General features: G+C 61.9%; 17 protein-coding genes. 14 read left to right on the forward strand and 3 right to left on the reverse strand.

Features of this window, described 5'->3' with window-relative positions:
- Nucleotides 1-18 precede the first annotated feature (18 nt).
- Nucleotides 19-417: a hypothetical protein gene (locus tag THIVI_RS25395; RefSeq protein ID WP_217160908.1), complete on the forward strand. Its 399-nt coding sequence runs from the start codon at nucleotides 19-21 to the stop codon at nucleotides 415-417.
- 44 nt (nucleotides 418-461) lie between these two features.
- Nucleotides 462-1,571 (forward strand): IS5 family transposase, encoded by a 1,110-nt coding sequence (locus tag THIVI_RS15805; protein ID WP_041447215.1) that lies wholly within the window; start codon nucleotides 462-464, stop codon nucleotides 1,569-1,571.
- 16 nt (nucleotides 1,572-1,587) lie between these two features.
- On the opposite strand, the gene THIVI_RS15810 is transcribed toward THIVI_RS15805, so the two are convergent.
- On the reverse strand, nucleotides 1,588-2,271 hold the full coding sequence (locus THIVI_RS15810) for a hypothetical protein (protein WP_014779545.1): 684 nt from the start codon (nucleotides 2,269-2,271) through the stop codon (nucleotides 1,588-1,590).
- 159 nt (nucleotides 2,272-2,430) lie between these two features.
- Between THIVI_RS15810 and THIVI_RS15815 the strand changes: the two genes are divergently transcribed.
- The 12 genes from THIVI_RS15815 (at nucleotide 2,431) to THIVI_RS15870 (ending at nucleotide 10,692) form a co-directional block, all read left to right on the forward strand.
- Nucleotides 2,431-3,237 carry a metal ABC transporter ATP-binding protein gene (locus THIVI_RS15815; RefSeq protein ID WP_014779546.1) on the forward strand — a complete coding sequence of 269 codons (807 nt, stop codon included), beginning with the start codon at nucleotides 2,431-2,433 and terminating at the stop codon, nucleotides 3,235-3,237.
- A 188-nt stretch (nucleotides 3,238-3,425) separates the two neighbouring features.
- On the forward strand, nucleotides 3,426-4,274 hold the full coding sequence (locus tag THIVI_RS15820) for a metal ABC transporter permease (protein ID WP_014779547.1): 849 nt from the start codon (nucleotides 3,426-3,428) through the stop codon (nucleotides 4,272-4,274).
- A gap of 16 nt (nucleotides 4,275-4,290) precedes the next feature.
- The gene (locus THIVI_RS15825; RefSeq protein ID WP_014779548.1) at nucleotides 4,291-4,746 is read left to right on the forward strand and encodes a Fur family transcriptional regulator; all 456 of its coding nucleotides are present in this window, start codon (nucleotides 4,291-4,293) and stop codon (nucleotides 4,744-4,746) included.
- An 8-nt stretch (nucleotides 4,747-4,754) separates the two neighbouring features.
- Entirely contained in the window at nucleotides 4,755-5,414 is a 660-nt protein-coding gene (locus tag THIVI_RS22920; protein WP_014779549.1) for a ZrgA family zinc uptake protein, read from the forward strand.
- Nucleotides 5,362-6,081, forward strand: a complete 720-nt coding sequence (locus THIVI_RS15835) for a 6-pyruvoyl trahydropterin synthase family protein (RefSeq protein WP_245537285.1) — start codon at nucleotides 5,362-5,364, stop codon at nucleotides 6,079-6,081. The genes THIVI_RS22920 and THIVI_RS15835 overlap by 53 nt, the downstream gene beginning before the upstream one ends.
- Complete coding sequence (locus THIVI_RS15840; RefSeq protein ID WP_041447054.1) at nucleotides 6,078-6,779, forward strand: SDR family NAD(P)-dependent oxidoreductase; 702 nt, start codon at nucleotides 6,078-6,080, stop codon at nucleotides 6,777-6,779. Before THIVI_RS15835 ends, THIVI_RS15840 begins: the two co-directional genes overlap by 4 nt.
- Complete coding sequence (locus tag THIVI_RS15845; RefSeq protein ID WP_014779552.1) at nucleotides 6,776-7,546, forward strand: SDR family NAD(P)-dependent oxidoreductase; 771 nt, start codon at nucleotides 6,776-6,778, stop codon at nucleotides 7,544-7,546. The genes THIVI_RS15840 and THIVI_RS15845 overlap by 4 nt, the downstream gene beginning before the upstream one ends.
- A gap of 281 nt (nucleotides 7,547-7,827) precedes the next feature.
- On the forward strand, nucleotides 7,828-8,247 hold the full coding sequence (locus THIVI_RS15850; protein WP_014779553.1) for an SCP2 sterol-binding domain-containing protein: 420 nt from the start codon (nucleotides 7,828-7,830) through the stop codon (nucleotides 8,245-8,247).
- A 235-nt stretch (nucleotides 8,248-8,482) separates the two neighbouring features.
- Complete coding sequence (gene rpmB, locus THIVI_RS15855; protein ID WP_014779554.1) at nucleotides 8,483-8,719, forward strand: 50S ribosomal protein L28; 237 nt, start codon at nucleotides 8,483-8,485, stop codon at nucleotides 8,717-8,719.
- A 15-nt stretch (nucleotides 8,720-8,734) separates the two neighbouring features.
- On the forward strand, nucleotides 8,735-8,902 hold the full coding sequence (gene rpmG, locus THIVI_RS15860; RefSeq protein ID WP_007193702.1) for a 50S ribosomal protein L33: 168 nt from the start codon (nucleotides 8,735-8,737) through the stop codon (nucleotides 8,900-8,902).
- A 142-nt stretch (nucleotides 8,903-9,044) separates the two neighbouring features.
- On the forward strand, nucleotides 9,045-9,521 hold the full coding sequence (locus THIVI_RS15865; protein ID WP_014779555.1) for a DUF302 domain-containing protein: 477 nt from the start codon (nucleotides 9,045-9,047) through the stop codon (nucleotides 9,519-9,521).
- Nucleotides 9,522-9,738: 217 nt separating this feature from the next.
- Nucleotides 9,739-10,692: a hypothetical protein gene (locus THIVI_RS15870; protein ID WP_014779556.1), complete on the forward strand. Its 954-nt coding sequence runs from the start codon at nucleotides 9,739-9,741 to the stop codon at nucleotides 10,690-10,692.
- Nucleotides 10,693-10,955: 263 nt separating this feature from the next.
- On the opposite strand, the gene THIVI_RS15875 is transcribed toward THIVI_RS15870, so the two are convergent.
- Both THIVI_RS15875 and THIVI_RS15880 read right to left on the reverse strand, forming a co-directional pair.
- Complete coding sequence (locus THIVI_RS15875; RefSeq protein WP_157174645.1) at nucleotides 10,956-11,435, reverse strand: L,D-transpeptidase; 480 nt, start codon at nucleotides 11,433-11,435, stop codon at nucleotides 10,956-10,958.
- Between the two features lie 182 nt (nucleotides 11,436-11,617).
- A complete protein-coding gene (locus THIVI_RS15880; RefSeq protein ID WP_014779558.1) occupies nucleotides 11,618-12,928 on the reverse strand; it encodes an alpha-amylase family glycosyl hydrolase in 1,311 nt (436 codons plus the stop codon).
- Nucleotides 12,929-12,963: the final 35 nt, after the last annotated feature.

The following is a 12,963-nucleotide window of genomic DNA, read 5'->3' on the forward strand; positions in this document are numbered from 1 at the left end:
AACCGCGACGATGCCAGGATGAACAAGCCGATCCGCTATGAAGAACTGGTCAAGCGCATCGGGATTGAGTGTTTACCGGGAATCTCGCCCAGTGCAGGAGGCGGGACGATCTCGGGTTCGCGTGAGGGTGCGACCGATGCCGCTGTCGCCGAGTGTGGAAATCAACGGACGTGTAAGCAGATGTCGGACTCCGCCGAAGCGCGGCACTCTCTCAACGACTGCGGAGTTGCTTCGCTGGATGGGAACGGTGACGGTAAACCCTGCGAGAAGCGACACGTCACCTTGGCGGAGGTGAAATGTCTGATCGAAAACGCCGGATCAGGGCTGGATTTTTTATCGTTTCGAGTCACGTTCCGACTCATCACCTATCACATTCTGGCAAACTGCCGCTCAGAGGGTGTAGACAAAAATAATTGAGCTGCTATTTGTATACCAGTCTACAACTGAGCTGGTGTGCGCTGATGTCGAAAGCTGGTCGTCCCCCCAAGATTCACGAGGCGGAGCAAGCGGTATTGCGTCAAATTGTCACGGATCGCCCGACCTCCACGCTGTCAGAGATTGCCCGGGAACTCGCGGCACGGACGGGAATCGAGGCTCATGAAGCAACGATTCGCAAGTCCTTGCGGGAGGCGGGCGTCACGCGCCTCCGGGGCGAGAGTGGTCTCGAGGCGCAAGCGCGCGCAACGCCGCGTCGGTATGGGTATACGGATGCGCATCGTCGCCACGACCCCGACCAAAGCTACCCAAGTTGTCTGACCGATGCGGAGTGGGACTTGGTCGCCGCTCTCTTTGAGATGCCGGGCGGGCGGGGTCAACCGCCCCGCGTGTCGCGCCGGAGCATCCTGGAGGCGTGTTGCTACGTGGTGCGCACGGGGTGCGCGTGGCGGATGCTGCCGCACGATTTCGCGCCTTGGCAGAATGTCTACAAGACGTTTCGCCGTTGGAGTGCGGCTGGGAAGTTTGAGCAGATGCATGATCGACTGCGGGGGCAATGGCGCGAACGCGAGGGGCGTGAGATCGCGCCGACGGCGGCGGTGCTGGATGCGCAATCGACCCGCGGCTCGCCGCAGGGTGGACCGAGCGGCTTTGATGCGGGCAAGCAGGTCAAGGGGCGCAAGCGCAGCCTGGTGGTCGATACCTTGGGGTTCGTGTTGGCGGTGAGCGTGGTCGCGGCCAATCTTCAGGACCGCGATGCCGCCTCGGGCGCCGTCGCTGACGCGGCCGCCAAGTACCCCCAGATCAACACGCTGTTTGTCGATAGCGCCTACGCCGGTCAATTTGCCCAAACCACCGAGCAGACCCACGCGATCCGCGTGGAAGTCGTGCGCCATCCAGCCAACAAAAGCGTTGGCTCCTGGCACGTGGACGGGGCGCCTGACCGAGTGGTGATCGCCAACGCCGACGGCTTCGTTCCGCTGCCGAAGCGCTGGGTTGTCGAGCGCACCCATGCGTGGAATGAGCGTGCCCGTCGATTGATCATGCATCATGACCGTCTGCCAGCGGTCTCCGAAACCTGGGTTTGGCTGGCGGAGGCGCGCATCCTGCTGCGGCGGTTGACCACAACGGTTTGATTTTGTCTACACCCTCTTAGCCTAGCGGCCCCCAATAGGCACCCAACAGGAGCACCGCGGAGGCCGAAACCGTGATCAGAATGTTGTCGTCGATAGGGCCAAATTCATAGCGTTCGATCACGGTCGCCACGATCGCCGAGAGCAGCCCCCAGACCGGGATCGCCGGGGTCGCCAATCCGCCGATGATCCAGCCCATGGGGGCGCAGACCAGAAGCATGAAGACGTTGCCGATGGGACTCTTGGAACGTTTGCGGATGACGGCATTGCGGACGATCCCGGTCACGCCGTCGCCGAAGGCCATATAGAGCGACGGCAGGATCGCGAGCCAGGGATTCTCCAGAATCCACCAGAGCAGCGAGACCGAGGTCGCCCACATGAGCGCGAACTTGACATCGTTGCGGTTCTCGCCGGTCTGGAACCAGTAGAACCTGAATCCGGTGACATGCGCCACATCGAGCAGGATCGTCAGCAGCAATCCGCTGACCAGCGGATACCAGGGATCGGCGAAGACCAGCGGAACCATCACCGAGCCGACACCGCCGGCCAACATGTGCACGATCTTGCGGTTGTAATAGACCGCCCGGATGGGCTCCATGCCTCGATCGACCATCCGCCGATACGGCAGTCGGGTCAGAAAGAGAACGGCCAGCACATAGAGGCTCAGGCCGGCGGCCCAATAAAATTGCGTGGAGATGGTCATGGAGCGTTGGCGTCGGATTCCGGGTGCGGGCAATCCTAATCCTACCGGCGCGGGATGTCCTCTCGGGATGGCGGGATCGAAGCAGCGGAATGAAAGACGTTATACTATCCAACTTAACGCCGATTGAACGAATTCGAGCCTCTCCGCCGGATACCCGCCATGTTCGCACACACGCTTCCGCCGTCTCCGTTCGATCACGGGGATGAGGCTTCCGCGATCCCGCCTGCCGCCGAAAGCCCGGAGGCGCCGGTCATTCTCGTGCGGGATCTCAGTTTTTCCTATGGCGATTCGCTGGTGCTGGAGCAGGTGAATCTGTCGGTCGCGCCCGGCGAATTCGTCGGGCTGGTCGGACCCAATGCCGGCGGCAAAAGCACCCTCCTGAAGCTGATCCTGGGTCTGCTGGCGCCTCAGGCCGGACAGATCCGGGTGCTTGGCCAGCCGCCGCGACTGGTCACGCGGCGGATCGGCTATGTCCCGCAATTCCCGAGCTTCCCACGCGACTTTCCCATCTCGGTGGAGCAGGTGGTGGCGATGGGGCGGCTGGGCATCGGGCCGATGCTTGGCTGGCAGCGGGCGGCCGACCGGAACGCCGCGCGGCGGGCGCTGGAGGAGGTGGAGGCGCTGGACCTGGCCCGGCGGCGGATCGGCACCCTGTCCGGCGGTCAGTTGCAACGGGTTCTGCTAGCACGGGCGCTGGCCGGGGAGGCGGAGATCCTCATCCTCGACGAGCCGACCGCCAATATCGATCAGCGGGTCGAGAACGACATCTTCGATCTGCTCGCGGTGCTGAACCGACGCCTGACGATTCTGCTGGTCTCGCACGATATCGCCTTTATTTCGGACTATGTCAGCCGGGTTGCCTGTTTGAACCGCACGCTCCTTTATCATGGGACCGACGCGGTGAATGCCGAGACCATCCAGCAACTCTACGGCGGACATGTGCGCCTGGTCGCGCATCGGCATTAAAACGCGTCCGGTCGGGTATGTGATGTTTGTGTACCGACTCAGCCACGGATGAGCCAAAAGACGTTGCAGCGGACGCGTTTTAAGTGTTTGTTTTTTATCATTTTAACTGCGTCTTGCCAATTACCGCGGATAACGGCAGGCCAAGTTCACTCGCAACTCTCCATATGACGCTAGACGCGGTTTAATTTATGAGTCAATTCCTTTCCGCCCTGAGCGAACACGCCTTTCTCCAGACCGCCCTGCTCGCGGGTCTTCTGGCCAGCATCGGCTGCGGGGTGATCGGCACCTTCGTGGTCGTCAAGCGGATCGCCTTCATGGCCGGGGGCATCGCGCATTCGGTGCTCGGCGGGATGGGGGCCGCGCTCTATTACGGCTTCGACCCGCTGCTGGGCGCGTTGCTCGCCGCCATTCTCGCGGCCCTACTGATCGGAACCGTGCGTCTGTTCTGGAAGATGCAGGAAGACACCCTGATCGGCGCGCTCTGGGCGATCGGCATGGCCATCGGCATCCTTTTCATCGCCAAGACGCCCGGCTATGCCGCGGATCTCATGAGCTTTCTGTTCGGCAACATCCTGCTGGTTCCGACCCGCGAACTCTGGTTCATGGCCGGCCTGGATCTGGTGCTGATACTGACCGTGGCGCTCTTCTACCGTCAGTTTCTCGCCGTCACCTTCGACGAGGAATTCGCCCGGCTGCGTGGCGTGCCGGTGGCCTTTTTCTATCTGCTGCTGCTCTGTCTGGTGGCCGTGACCGTGGTGCTGCTGATCCAGGTGGTCGGTCTGATCCTGGTGATCGCCCTGCTGACCCTGCCGGCCGCTATCGCCGGCCATTATGTCCACTCGCTCGGCGGCATGATGGCGATCGCGACCCTACTCGGTGGACTCTTCACCTCGCTGGGACTGGGACTCTCCTACGGCCCCGATCTGCCGGCGGGGCCAACCATGATTCTGCTGGCCGGCGGCGTCTATGTGCTGTCGGCGCTGTTGAGCCGTTTTCTGACCTGGCGCGGCGCGCTGCGTCAGGCAACCCGAGCCTGAACGCGAGGTCGATCCGATGGACCTCAAACCGACTGACACCGCACTGGAAGAGGCCGATACGCTCTGTCAGCGGCGAGGCGTGCGTCTCACGGCGCAACGGCGACAGGTGCTGCACATCCTTTGCGCCGCGGGGCGACCGCTTGGCGCCTATGAAATCCTGGAGGCCATGCGCGACGGATCGCGCCCGCTGGCACCGCCGACGGTCTATCGGGCGCTGGATTTTCTGCTGGAGCAGGGACTGGTGCACAAACTGGAGAGTCTGCACGCCTATGTCGGCTGCACCCACCCGGATCATCCGCACTTCAGCCAGTTCCTCATCTGCGCCGACTGCGGCCTGGTGACCGAGTTGGAGGACGAAGCCATCGCCGCCAGCCTGAAATCCGCCGCCAGCGAGACCGGTTTCCAACCCCGGCGACGGGTGGTGGAGGTGATCGGCACCTGCGCGGACTGCGCCGAAAAGGCGACGGATTGAGGCGCGAGATGACCCTGTCGCCACGTTTCGCGCCACGCCGCCGACTGGCGATCCTGATGGTCCTGATCGTCGCCATCGAGTTTGCGGGAACAACGAGCGCGCGGGAATCGCCGCCCCGCCAGCCGACCGCGCATGTCCAGGGAACCGCGCGCATCGCCATGAACGCCGATGGCCCCGACGTTCTCGTTGAACTGAGCGCGCCGGCGGTAACCCTGGTCGGCTTCGAGCATGCGCCAGCGACCGCCGACGAGCGGGAGACCTTGCGTCTGGCCAGGGAGAACCTGAAGGCCGGGGACGGCATGATCCGCTTCAACACCAATGCCGATTGCCGGCTGATCGAGTCCAGGGTGGATGCCCAGCTCTCCGACCGTCGGCGGACCAGCACGCGCGGTCAAGATCCCGGCACAGCGGAGCCCGCGCATTTGACGGCGCGCTACCGTTTCCGCTGCGACCGCCCGGACCGGCTGGATTCCGCCGCGCTCGGGCTCTTCATGGGTTTTCCGGTTCTGCAACGGGTGTTGGTTCACTACGTGACCAACGACGGCCAGGGCGAGGCGGAACTGACGCCCGTCAACCCGATCATGTCTTTCGTGCCGCTGTCGGGCGTGCGTATCGATGAAGATCGCGGCGGGGGTTTATCCGCCGGACCAGACGCCCCAATTAGGTGACATCCCAATCCGGGATGCGCGCTTTCACGCCAATGGACTCGCGGCACACCGCGCCCCTGGGATCGCCCAGTCGCACTCGGCGCTTCGGCCACCAAGCCGGAGCGAGAAGGCCAAGCACAACTCGCCCATCCCGGAAGGACACAGGCTTGCAGATCAGGAGAGACCGGTGACGCCCCAGCAACCCCTAACCCGAATCGAGATCAGTAAGGACTATCTCAATTTCAGCGCCGGCCACTTCACCCTCTTCTCGGCGACCGAGCGGGAAAATCTCCATGGCCACAACTTTCAGGTCCGCTGCGCCGTCACGGCCGCGGTGGGCACTGACGGGCTGGCCTTCGACTATGTGCTGCTCAAACGGGTGCTGAAGAACCTCTGCGACCAGCTCGACGAGCGCGTTCTGCTGCCGCAACGCTCGCCTCATCTGTGCATCGAGCATCGGGACGGGATGGTCTTCGCCCTCTTCGCCGACGAGCGGATTCCCTTTCTGGAACGCGACGTCCTGCCGCTGCCGATCCGCAACGTCACCATCGAGGAATTGGCTGCGCTGCTACTCGCCCGACTGCGCGAACGCCCCGAACTGGCCGGTCGGGATCTACGCGCCATCGAACTCGGCGTCTCCTCAGGACTCGGCCAATGGGCTTTTTCATCCTGGGAGTCCCGTATATGAACCTCTTGATCGTCACCGGCGCCAGTTCCGGCATCGGGCACGCCATCGCCACCCGCTTTCTGGTCGACGGCTGGGTCATCGTCAACCTCTCGCGCCACCCCTGCCCCGAATCCGGGGTCGAGAATCTCGTTTGCGATCTTGCCGAACCCGATGCGGTGGCCGCGCTGGATGCGCCGCTTCAGCCCTGGCTCAAGGATGCCGGGCGAATCTGTCTGGTCCATAACGCCTCGGTCATGCGCTCGGATCGAATCGACAGCCTCCCTAGCGCGGATCTGCGCGCGGCGCTCGAACTCAATATCATCGCCGCCAATGGACTGAACCAACTGGTCGTGCCACACATGGGCCAGGGGTCGAGCCTGATCTACATCGGTTCGACCCTGGCCGAAAAGGCAGTGCCGGGGGTCGCGAGCTATGTCATCGCCAAACATGCGCTGGCCGGGATGATGCGCGCGACCTGTCAGGATCTGGCCGGGCGCGGCATCCATACCTGCATGATCTGTCCCGGCTTCACCGACACCGAGCAACTGCGCGCGCTGATCGGCGACAACCCGGATACGCTGGCCGCGATCACGGGACTCTCCGCCTTCGACCGTCTGATCGAGCCGGAGGAGATCGCCGAGGCGGTCGCCTTTGCGGCCCATGCGCCGGTGCTGAACGGCGCCCTGATCCACGCCAATCTGGGGCAGCGCGAGCGATGAGCGCCCAACCTGGCGATTCCAGCCGCGCGGTCTGCATCAGCGGCGGCACCTCGGGCATCGGCGCCGGGCTGGTGGCGGGATTTCTGGCGTCCGGTGACCGGGTGTATACCTTCGGGCGCGATCCCGGAAAGCTGAAGCGGCTGACCGAACGCTGGCCGGAGCAGACCGCCAATGGAACGCTGATCGCCCTGGTCGGCGACGTCACCGACGCGGACTTTCGCGCACGACTGGTCGCGAGCATCGCCGAGCAATCCGGCCGGCTGGACGTGCTGGTCAACAATGCCGGGGTCATCCTCGACTCCGGGGATCTGGAAGAAAGCGTCGATGCCTGGCGGGCGACCCTGGAGACCAATCTGATCGCCCCTTTCGCGCTGACCCAGGCCTGCGCCGAACTTCTGGAGCGTAGCGCCGCGCCGGTCGTCATCAATCTCTCGTCGGCCTGCGGGCAGCATCCATTCGTCGCCTGCACCTCGACCAGCTATTCGGTCAGCAAGGCCGGGCTCGACATGCTGACCCGGCGGCTGGCCCTGGGGCTTGGGCCGCGCGGCATTCGCGTCAACGGCGTCGCGCCCGGCGTCGTCGCCTCGGCGATGTGGGGTGGCCAGACTGACCTGATCGCGTCTACCGTCCAGGCTCGCCATATCCTTGGACAACAGATCGTCACCCCCGCGGATGTCGCCGACGCCGTGCTCTTTCTCGCCTCCTCGCGCGCCCGACTGATCACCGGAGCAACACTAAACGTGGATGCAGGCTATACGCTTGGTTGATTCTCGCGGGTATTCTTTCCGCCAAATCCTGATAGAATTTGGGGTGATGCAAGCCCATGCAAAGGCTGCGAAGAACCATAAACTGCTGTCACTCCAAGAGGATGCACCCCGCGACGATGCTCAGGGAAGATCCGGTCGGTGAACAGCAGGCACCAAGCAGCCATTCAAGATCCTTTGTTTAGCTTGCGTTTTTGCGAGTCAAACGTTTTTTCAGGCTCATTTTCAGCCACCGCGATCTCCGCGCTGGCTCTTTCGCTGCCCACACTGGAGGACCGATCACAATGGCCGCACTCTTTTCCGCCGACTGGATGAACCATCTCAAGGACGCCTGGAATGCCGAACCCGAGGTCAAGGACAAACTGGCCGAGATCAATTTCGACTCCGTGATCTATTGCGGTTTCAAGGACGAGGAAAACCCGCGCGGGGTGTTCGTGGTCGAAAATGGCGTCTGCGTGCGCGCCGGGGCCTGGGCGGAAAGCGATCCGCCCGCCAACTGGGACATGCGCGCCGATCTCAAAGACTGGCTGAAATGGGTCGAAAAGGGCATCGGCATGATGGGCATGGGCACCGCCTTCGCGACCGGCAAGCTCAAGTTCAAGGTCGGCGATTACAAGGCCATGCTCAAGGATCCGCGCATGGCGAATCCCTTCGTCAAGAGCTTCGGCTTGATGCAGCAGATCGAGACAGACGAACTTGCGTAAACCGCGTCCCGAAATATTAAGCGTGGTTTATCGCGAGAGAAGGCACGCCTGAGCCAGTCAACGTCGGAGCAGACGCGGTTGGATTTTCAACGATGTCAATCGCGGCTGCTTCGCCAGTCATGACTGAGAATGGCAGACAAAAATAAGGCGGGGCTTGCGCTACATTCAATCCGCTGATAGCATTCCGCTTCTTTCTGTACCGAATCACACTCGCCGACTTGCAGGGATTCCCGCCATGTCCAAGGTATGCCAGGTTACCGGTAAACGTCCCCTCACCGGCAACAACGTCTCGCACGCGAACAACAAGACCAAACGCCGCTTCCTGCCGAATCTCCACGAGCACCGCTTTTGGGTTGCGGCCGAGAAACGCTTCGTGAAGCTGCGTGTCTCCGCCAACGGGATGCGCATCATCGACAAGAAAGGGATCGACACCGTTCTCGGTGAGATCCGCGCCCGCGGCGAACGGGTCTAACCGGAGGATTTATCCATGGCCAAGGCAGCACGCGACAAGATCCGCCTCAACTCCAGCGCCGGCACCGGTCATTTCTATACGACCACCAAAAACAAACGCAATCAGCCAGGCAAGATGGAGATCAAGAAATTCGATCCCGTCATCCGCCAGCATGTGATGTACAAGGAAGGCAAGATCAAATAGCTTGATCCTTCTCGTGACCGTGGCTAGCCTGAAAGCGCGCCACAACAAGAAAACCCGCTGAACGCGGGTTTTCTGTTTTTCGCAGCTTTTCAGGCCAAGCCAGACGTCTGCCCGGCGCAAACTTCGATGGAGCTACCAGCCCATGTCGATCCGCTTTCGCACCCTCACCTTTCTGTTACTCCTCTGCTTTCTTCTGCCCGGCACACAGGCGGCGGATCGCGGCTATGCCGTCTATCAGAGCGATTCGACCTTCGAGGATGTGCTGGACGGACTCAAGGCCGCGATTCTCGAACGCGGCATGTACATCAATAACGTCATGGACATGGGCGAGATGCTGGCGCGCACGGGAAAGGATCTCGGCATGGAGGACCGCATCTATGGCCAGGCCAGGACCGTCGAGTTCTGCAGCGCGGTGCTTTCGCGCGAAATGACCCTGGAGGATCCCGCCCGCATCGTCAATTGCCCCTTCATCGTCAGTGTCTACACACTGCCCGATAAGACCGACATCACTTTTGTCGCGCATCGCGAGATTCCCGAGGACCAGATCGCCGCGAACGCGGTCATGGCCAGGGTTGCGGCCATGCTCAAGGAGGTCTCCGGGGCGGCGGTGGACTGGTAATCATCGCCTTGCCGCGCGCGGTGGGATGCTCCCGCGCTCGTTCATGCCACGGGGTGGCTGGACGGGGCTCGCCATCTTGAAACCGCCCCGCGCAGGAAACAGCCCCAGCCCCGGCGCGGTCATTCCCGGTCTGTCTTAAGCCATATCGAGGATTGCCGTGACACCTGCCAACGTTACTTCCTCTCGCTCACAAGACACCTGCGATCATAAAGACGCAATGAATCACTATGACGTTTTCAATGGCGACGCGGACGGCCTTTGCGCCCTGCAACAATTGCGTCTGGTCAATCCCATCGCCAGCATTCTGGTGACCGGCCCCAAGCGCGAGATCAATCTGCTCGATCGGGTACCGGGTGGCGCGGCCGCGACCGTGACCGCCCTCGATATTTCAATGGATAAAAATCGGGATGCGCTGCAACGGCTGCTGGCCGAGGGCGTCCGCGTGCAGTATTTCGATCACCACTTTCCCGGCGCGATACCCTCGCATCCCGCGCTCGATGTCCATGTGGAGACAGTGCCGGACAAGGGAACCAGCCTCCTGGTCGATGACTACTTGGGCGGCCGGCAACGCGCCTGGGCCGTGGTCGGAACCTTCGGCGATAACTTCGACCAGTCCGCACGGCGGGCGGCCGAGCCGCTAGGGCTTTCCGAAGCCGATCTCGGATTGCTGCGGGATCTTGGCATCTATCTGAATTATAACGGCTATGGAGAGACGGTCGAAGATCTGCACGTTGCGCCCGAAGACCTGTACCGGCGTTTACAGCCCTATACGGACCCGCTCGCCTTTATCGCGGAGGATGCAACCTTCGCCGTGCTGCGTGACGGCTATACGGATGACATGGCGCGCGCGCGTGCCATGGCGCCGGAATTCGAGGATGCGGGCCACCGACTCTATATTCTGCCCGCCGAGACCTGGGCGCGTCGCGCCAGCGGTGTCTTCGCGAACGAACTGGCCCAGCAGGCACCGGATCGGGCGCATGCCATCCTGACCCGGATCGCAAGCGGATGCTACCTGGTCAGCGTGCGGGCGCCGCTGTCGCGGCCGGATGGCGCGGACGCACTCTGTCGTCGCTTTCCGAGCGGCGGCGGACGCAAGGCGGCCGCCGGCATCAATGCGCTCCCCGACGAAGCCTTTGACGCCTTTCTCGATGCCTTTCGGTCGGCCTTTTAGGTGATTTACTGAAAAGCTCATACCCACGTTCGTGGTGACATTGCATCCGTTCGTGGTGAGTCCTGAGCCCGTCGAAGGGTCGAACCATGAACGGATGCAATGTCGGCCTCGGAGCGCGATTTTCCGGTCATCCTTCGACCCTTCGACAAGCTCAGGACTCAGGACGAACGGAAAATCGGTAAAGTCTTTCCCGTAAATCACCTTAGACAGCGCCGACGCGGACGAACCGCCGCGCAAACGGCGTATATCCAGCCGGACGCCGCTTAATTGACGACCTCGACCCGGTCGCCGATCTTCATCCGCTCGAACAGAAAGCGCGCATCCTTCTCGCCCAGACGCACGCATCCATGCGAATCGGGATAGCCGGGCAGCCAGCCTTCATGCAGGAAATAATGACCATGGAACCGGATCGAATAGGGCATCCATGCCTGCATTCCAAGCGTGTTCGTGTAGCGGGAGGAAACCTTGTCTTTCTCCTTGCCGAGAACGGAAAACGTCCCGGTCGGCGTCGGATAACCCTGAGCGCCAGATGAAATGGGTCCGCTCCTGACCGCTTCGCCATCGACCAGATAGCTGAATTGCTGCGTCTTCAGATTGATCGTCAGCGCGCGGCTTTGCGTCTCTTCGCTCCGCTGATCCGGGCCATCGACGGGTAATTCTTCGTTCGTCCGCTCCTTCGATTCATCCGAGGTCCGTTCTCCCTCGTGACCGAACGCATTCCCGGATCCATCGGGCGCGGTCATGGCTGTTTCGATTCTCTCAGGCGCGGGTTGCGAGGGCGTGTGCGCGCAACCGATCGACAGAACGGCCACCAGAAGGGATAACCAAGGGTATCGACTTGCATGCATGTTCGTTTCGCGCCTCCTGGAGCGTTTGCCCGCAATATAAAACGATGGGGCGTCCTGCCGGCGCGGTGCGAACGACGTCAGGAATCCCGCTTCGTCCGCGCCTTCAAATCGACTGGCGGCTTGTCGGACGTCACCAGAATCCGCCCCATGCCGGGCGCCAGATCGAACTCGAAAGGCGTCGGCAGATACTCCATCGGCCATTCGGGCGAAACATCCACCAGCGGAGCCGGGGTGCGCAAGTAACGATACAGGTCGTCGACATGGAGATACTGGCGATTCCAGGGATCCTTGTTGATGACGAGCAGCGCCTCGCCTTTGCCGCTTGGCGCGCGCTTATGCAGCATCAGAATCGCGTCACTGGAGGTCTCCAGGCGCTTGATCGGACCCTCGCTCTGAAAAACCGGATAGTCATCCTTGATGCGATTGATGTGAGCGATGAAATGCGTCAGATCGACGTTCGGCGACTCCCATTGTTCCGGGCGGGTGTTCACGACGTCGAGACGGCTGCGAAAACCGTATTCGAAGCCGATCGGGATCATGACACCGGCGGAAAAAAGCGCGGAGAACAGATAGCGCTGTTTCATCGCGTGCGGATTGTCGCAGGATTCGCTGAACAGCCGTTCGGTGTCGTGGCTCTCGGGAAAGCTGATCGAGGGGACGACCTCTCGGGTCAGGTTGTATTGATCGAGCAGCCAGGCGCCGTTGAAGTCCCACCATTTGGAACTGTTGAAGATGGCGTCGAAACCGGCGGAGGCCGTCGCTTTGGTCTGCTCCGGCGAACAGCCTAGGGTTTCGGCGACGAAGACCGTCTCCGGGTGCTCCCGCCGGACGCGGGTAATGAGTTGTTTCCAAACCTCATTGGGGAGTTGATACGCGGCATCGCAGCGGAAACCCCGGAACCCGAGACTGACCAGATGCAGCACCAGCTTGACGCAGTAATCCAACAGTTTGGCGCGCGCCGGCGAGTGCTCGTGATCGAACTGAGCCAGGTCATACCAAACCACCTTGGTTCCATCCGCCTCGACACAGAAGGGATTGGCGATCTTTTTCCCCTCATGCAGAAACCACTCGGGATGCTCCTTGAGCAGGCTTGAGTCGACCGCGCAATGGTTGATGACCAGATCGATCATCATCGACAGCCCATGGCACTCGGCCTTCGCGACCATGGCGAGTACCTGCTCCTTGGGCGAAACAGGCGCGTTCGGGTTGAGGAAATCCTTGTTGATCGCGAAGTAATCGGCGATGGAATAGAGACTGCCCGAGCGGCCGGTTTTCTGGATCGGGTTGACGAACACCCAGTCGAAGCCCATCGCCGCGGCGCGCTCCAGATGCGGCCCCCAATCCTCGAAATGCCCGGCCAGCCGCGGAAACAGATTGTAGATCTTCATGAAGCAGTCAAGTCCTTGCCGCGATCGGCGGCAAC

The sequence above is a fragment of the Thiocystis violascens DSM 198 genome (genome assembly GCF_000227745.2).
GTDB lineage: Bacteria > Pseudomonadota > Gammaproteobacteria > Chromatiales > Chromatiaceae > Chromatium > Chromatium violascens.

Bases quoted from the DNA above. Each gene is read 5' to 3' on its own strand.
- THIVI_RS25395 (WP_217160908.1), top strand. From the start codon at position 19: ATGAACAAGCCGATCCGCTATGAAGAACTGGTCAAGCGCATCGGGATT.
- THIVI_RS15805 (WP_041447215.1), top strand. From the start codon at position 462: ATGTCGAAAGCTGGTCGTCCCCCCAAGATTCACGAGGCGGAGCAAGCG.
- THIVI_RS15810 (WP_014779545.1), bottom strand. From the start codon at position 2,271: ATGACCATCTCCACGCAATTTTATTGGGCCGCCGGCCTGAGCCTCTAT.
- THIVI_RS15815 (WP_014779546.1), top strand. From the start codon at position 2,431: ATGTTCGCACACACGCTTCCGCCGTCTCCGTTCGATCACGGGGATGAG.
- THIVI_RS15820 (WP_014779547.1), top strand. From the start codon at position 3,426: ATGAGTCAATTCCTTTCCGCCCTGAGCGAACACGCCTTTCTCCAGACC.
- THIVI_RS15825 (WP_014779548.1), top strand. From the start codon at position 4,291: ATGGACCTCAAACCGACTGACACCGCACTGGAAGAGGCCGATACGCTC.
- THIVI_RS22920 (WP_014779549.1), top strand. From the start codon at position 4,755: ATGACCCTGTCGCCACGTTTCGCGCCACGCCGCCGACTGGCGATCCTG.
- THIVI_RS15835 (WP_245537285.1), top strand. From the start codon at position 5,362: ATGAAGATCGCGGCGGGGGTTTATCCGCCGGACCAGACGCCCCAATTA.
- THIVI_RS15840 (WP_041447054.1), top strand. From the start codon at position 6,078: ATGAACCTCTTGATCGTCACCGGCGCCAGTTCCGGCATCGGGCACGCC.
- THIVI_RS15845 (WP_014779552.1), top strand. From the start codon at position 6,776: ATGAGCGCCCAACCTGGCGATTCCAGCCGCGCGGTCTGCATCAGCGGC.
- THIVI_RS15850 (WP_014779553.1), top strand. From the start codon at position 7,828: ATGGCCGCACTCTTTTCCGCCGACTGGATGAACCATCTCAAGGACGCC.
- rpmB (WP_014779554.1), top strand. From the start codon at position 8,483: ATGTCCAAGGTATGCCAGGTTACCGGTAAACGTCCCCTCACCGGCAAC.
- rpmG (WP_007193702.1), top strand. From the start codon at position 8,735: ATGGCCAAGGCAGCACGCGACAAGATCCGCCTCAACTCCAGCGCCGGC.
- THIVI_RS15865 (WP_014779555.1), top strand. From the start codon at position 9,045: ATGTCGATCCGCTTTCGCACCCTCACCTTTCTGTTACTCCTCTGCTTT.
- THIVI_RS15870 (WP_014779556.1), top strand. From the start codon at position 9,739: ATGAATCACTATGACGTTTTCAATGGCGACGCGGACGGCCTTTGCGCC.
- THIVI_RS15875 (WP_157174645.1), bottom strand. From the start codon at position 11,435: ATGACCGCGCCCGATGGATCCGGGAATGCGTTCGGTCACGAGGGAGAA.
- THIVI_RS15880 (WP_014779558.1), bottom strand. From the start codon at position 12,928: ATGAAGATCTACAATCTGTTTCCGCGGCTGGCCGGGCATTTCGAGGAT.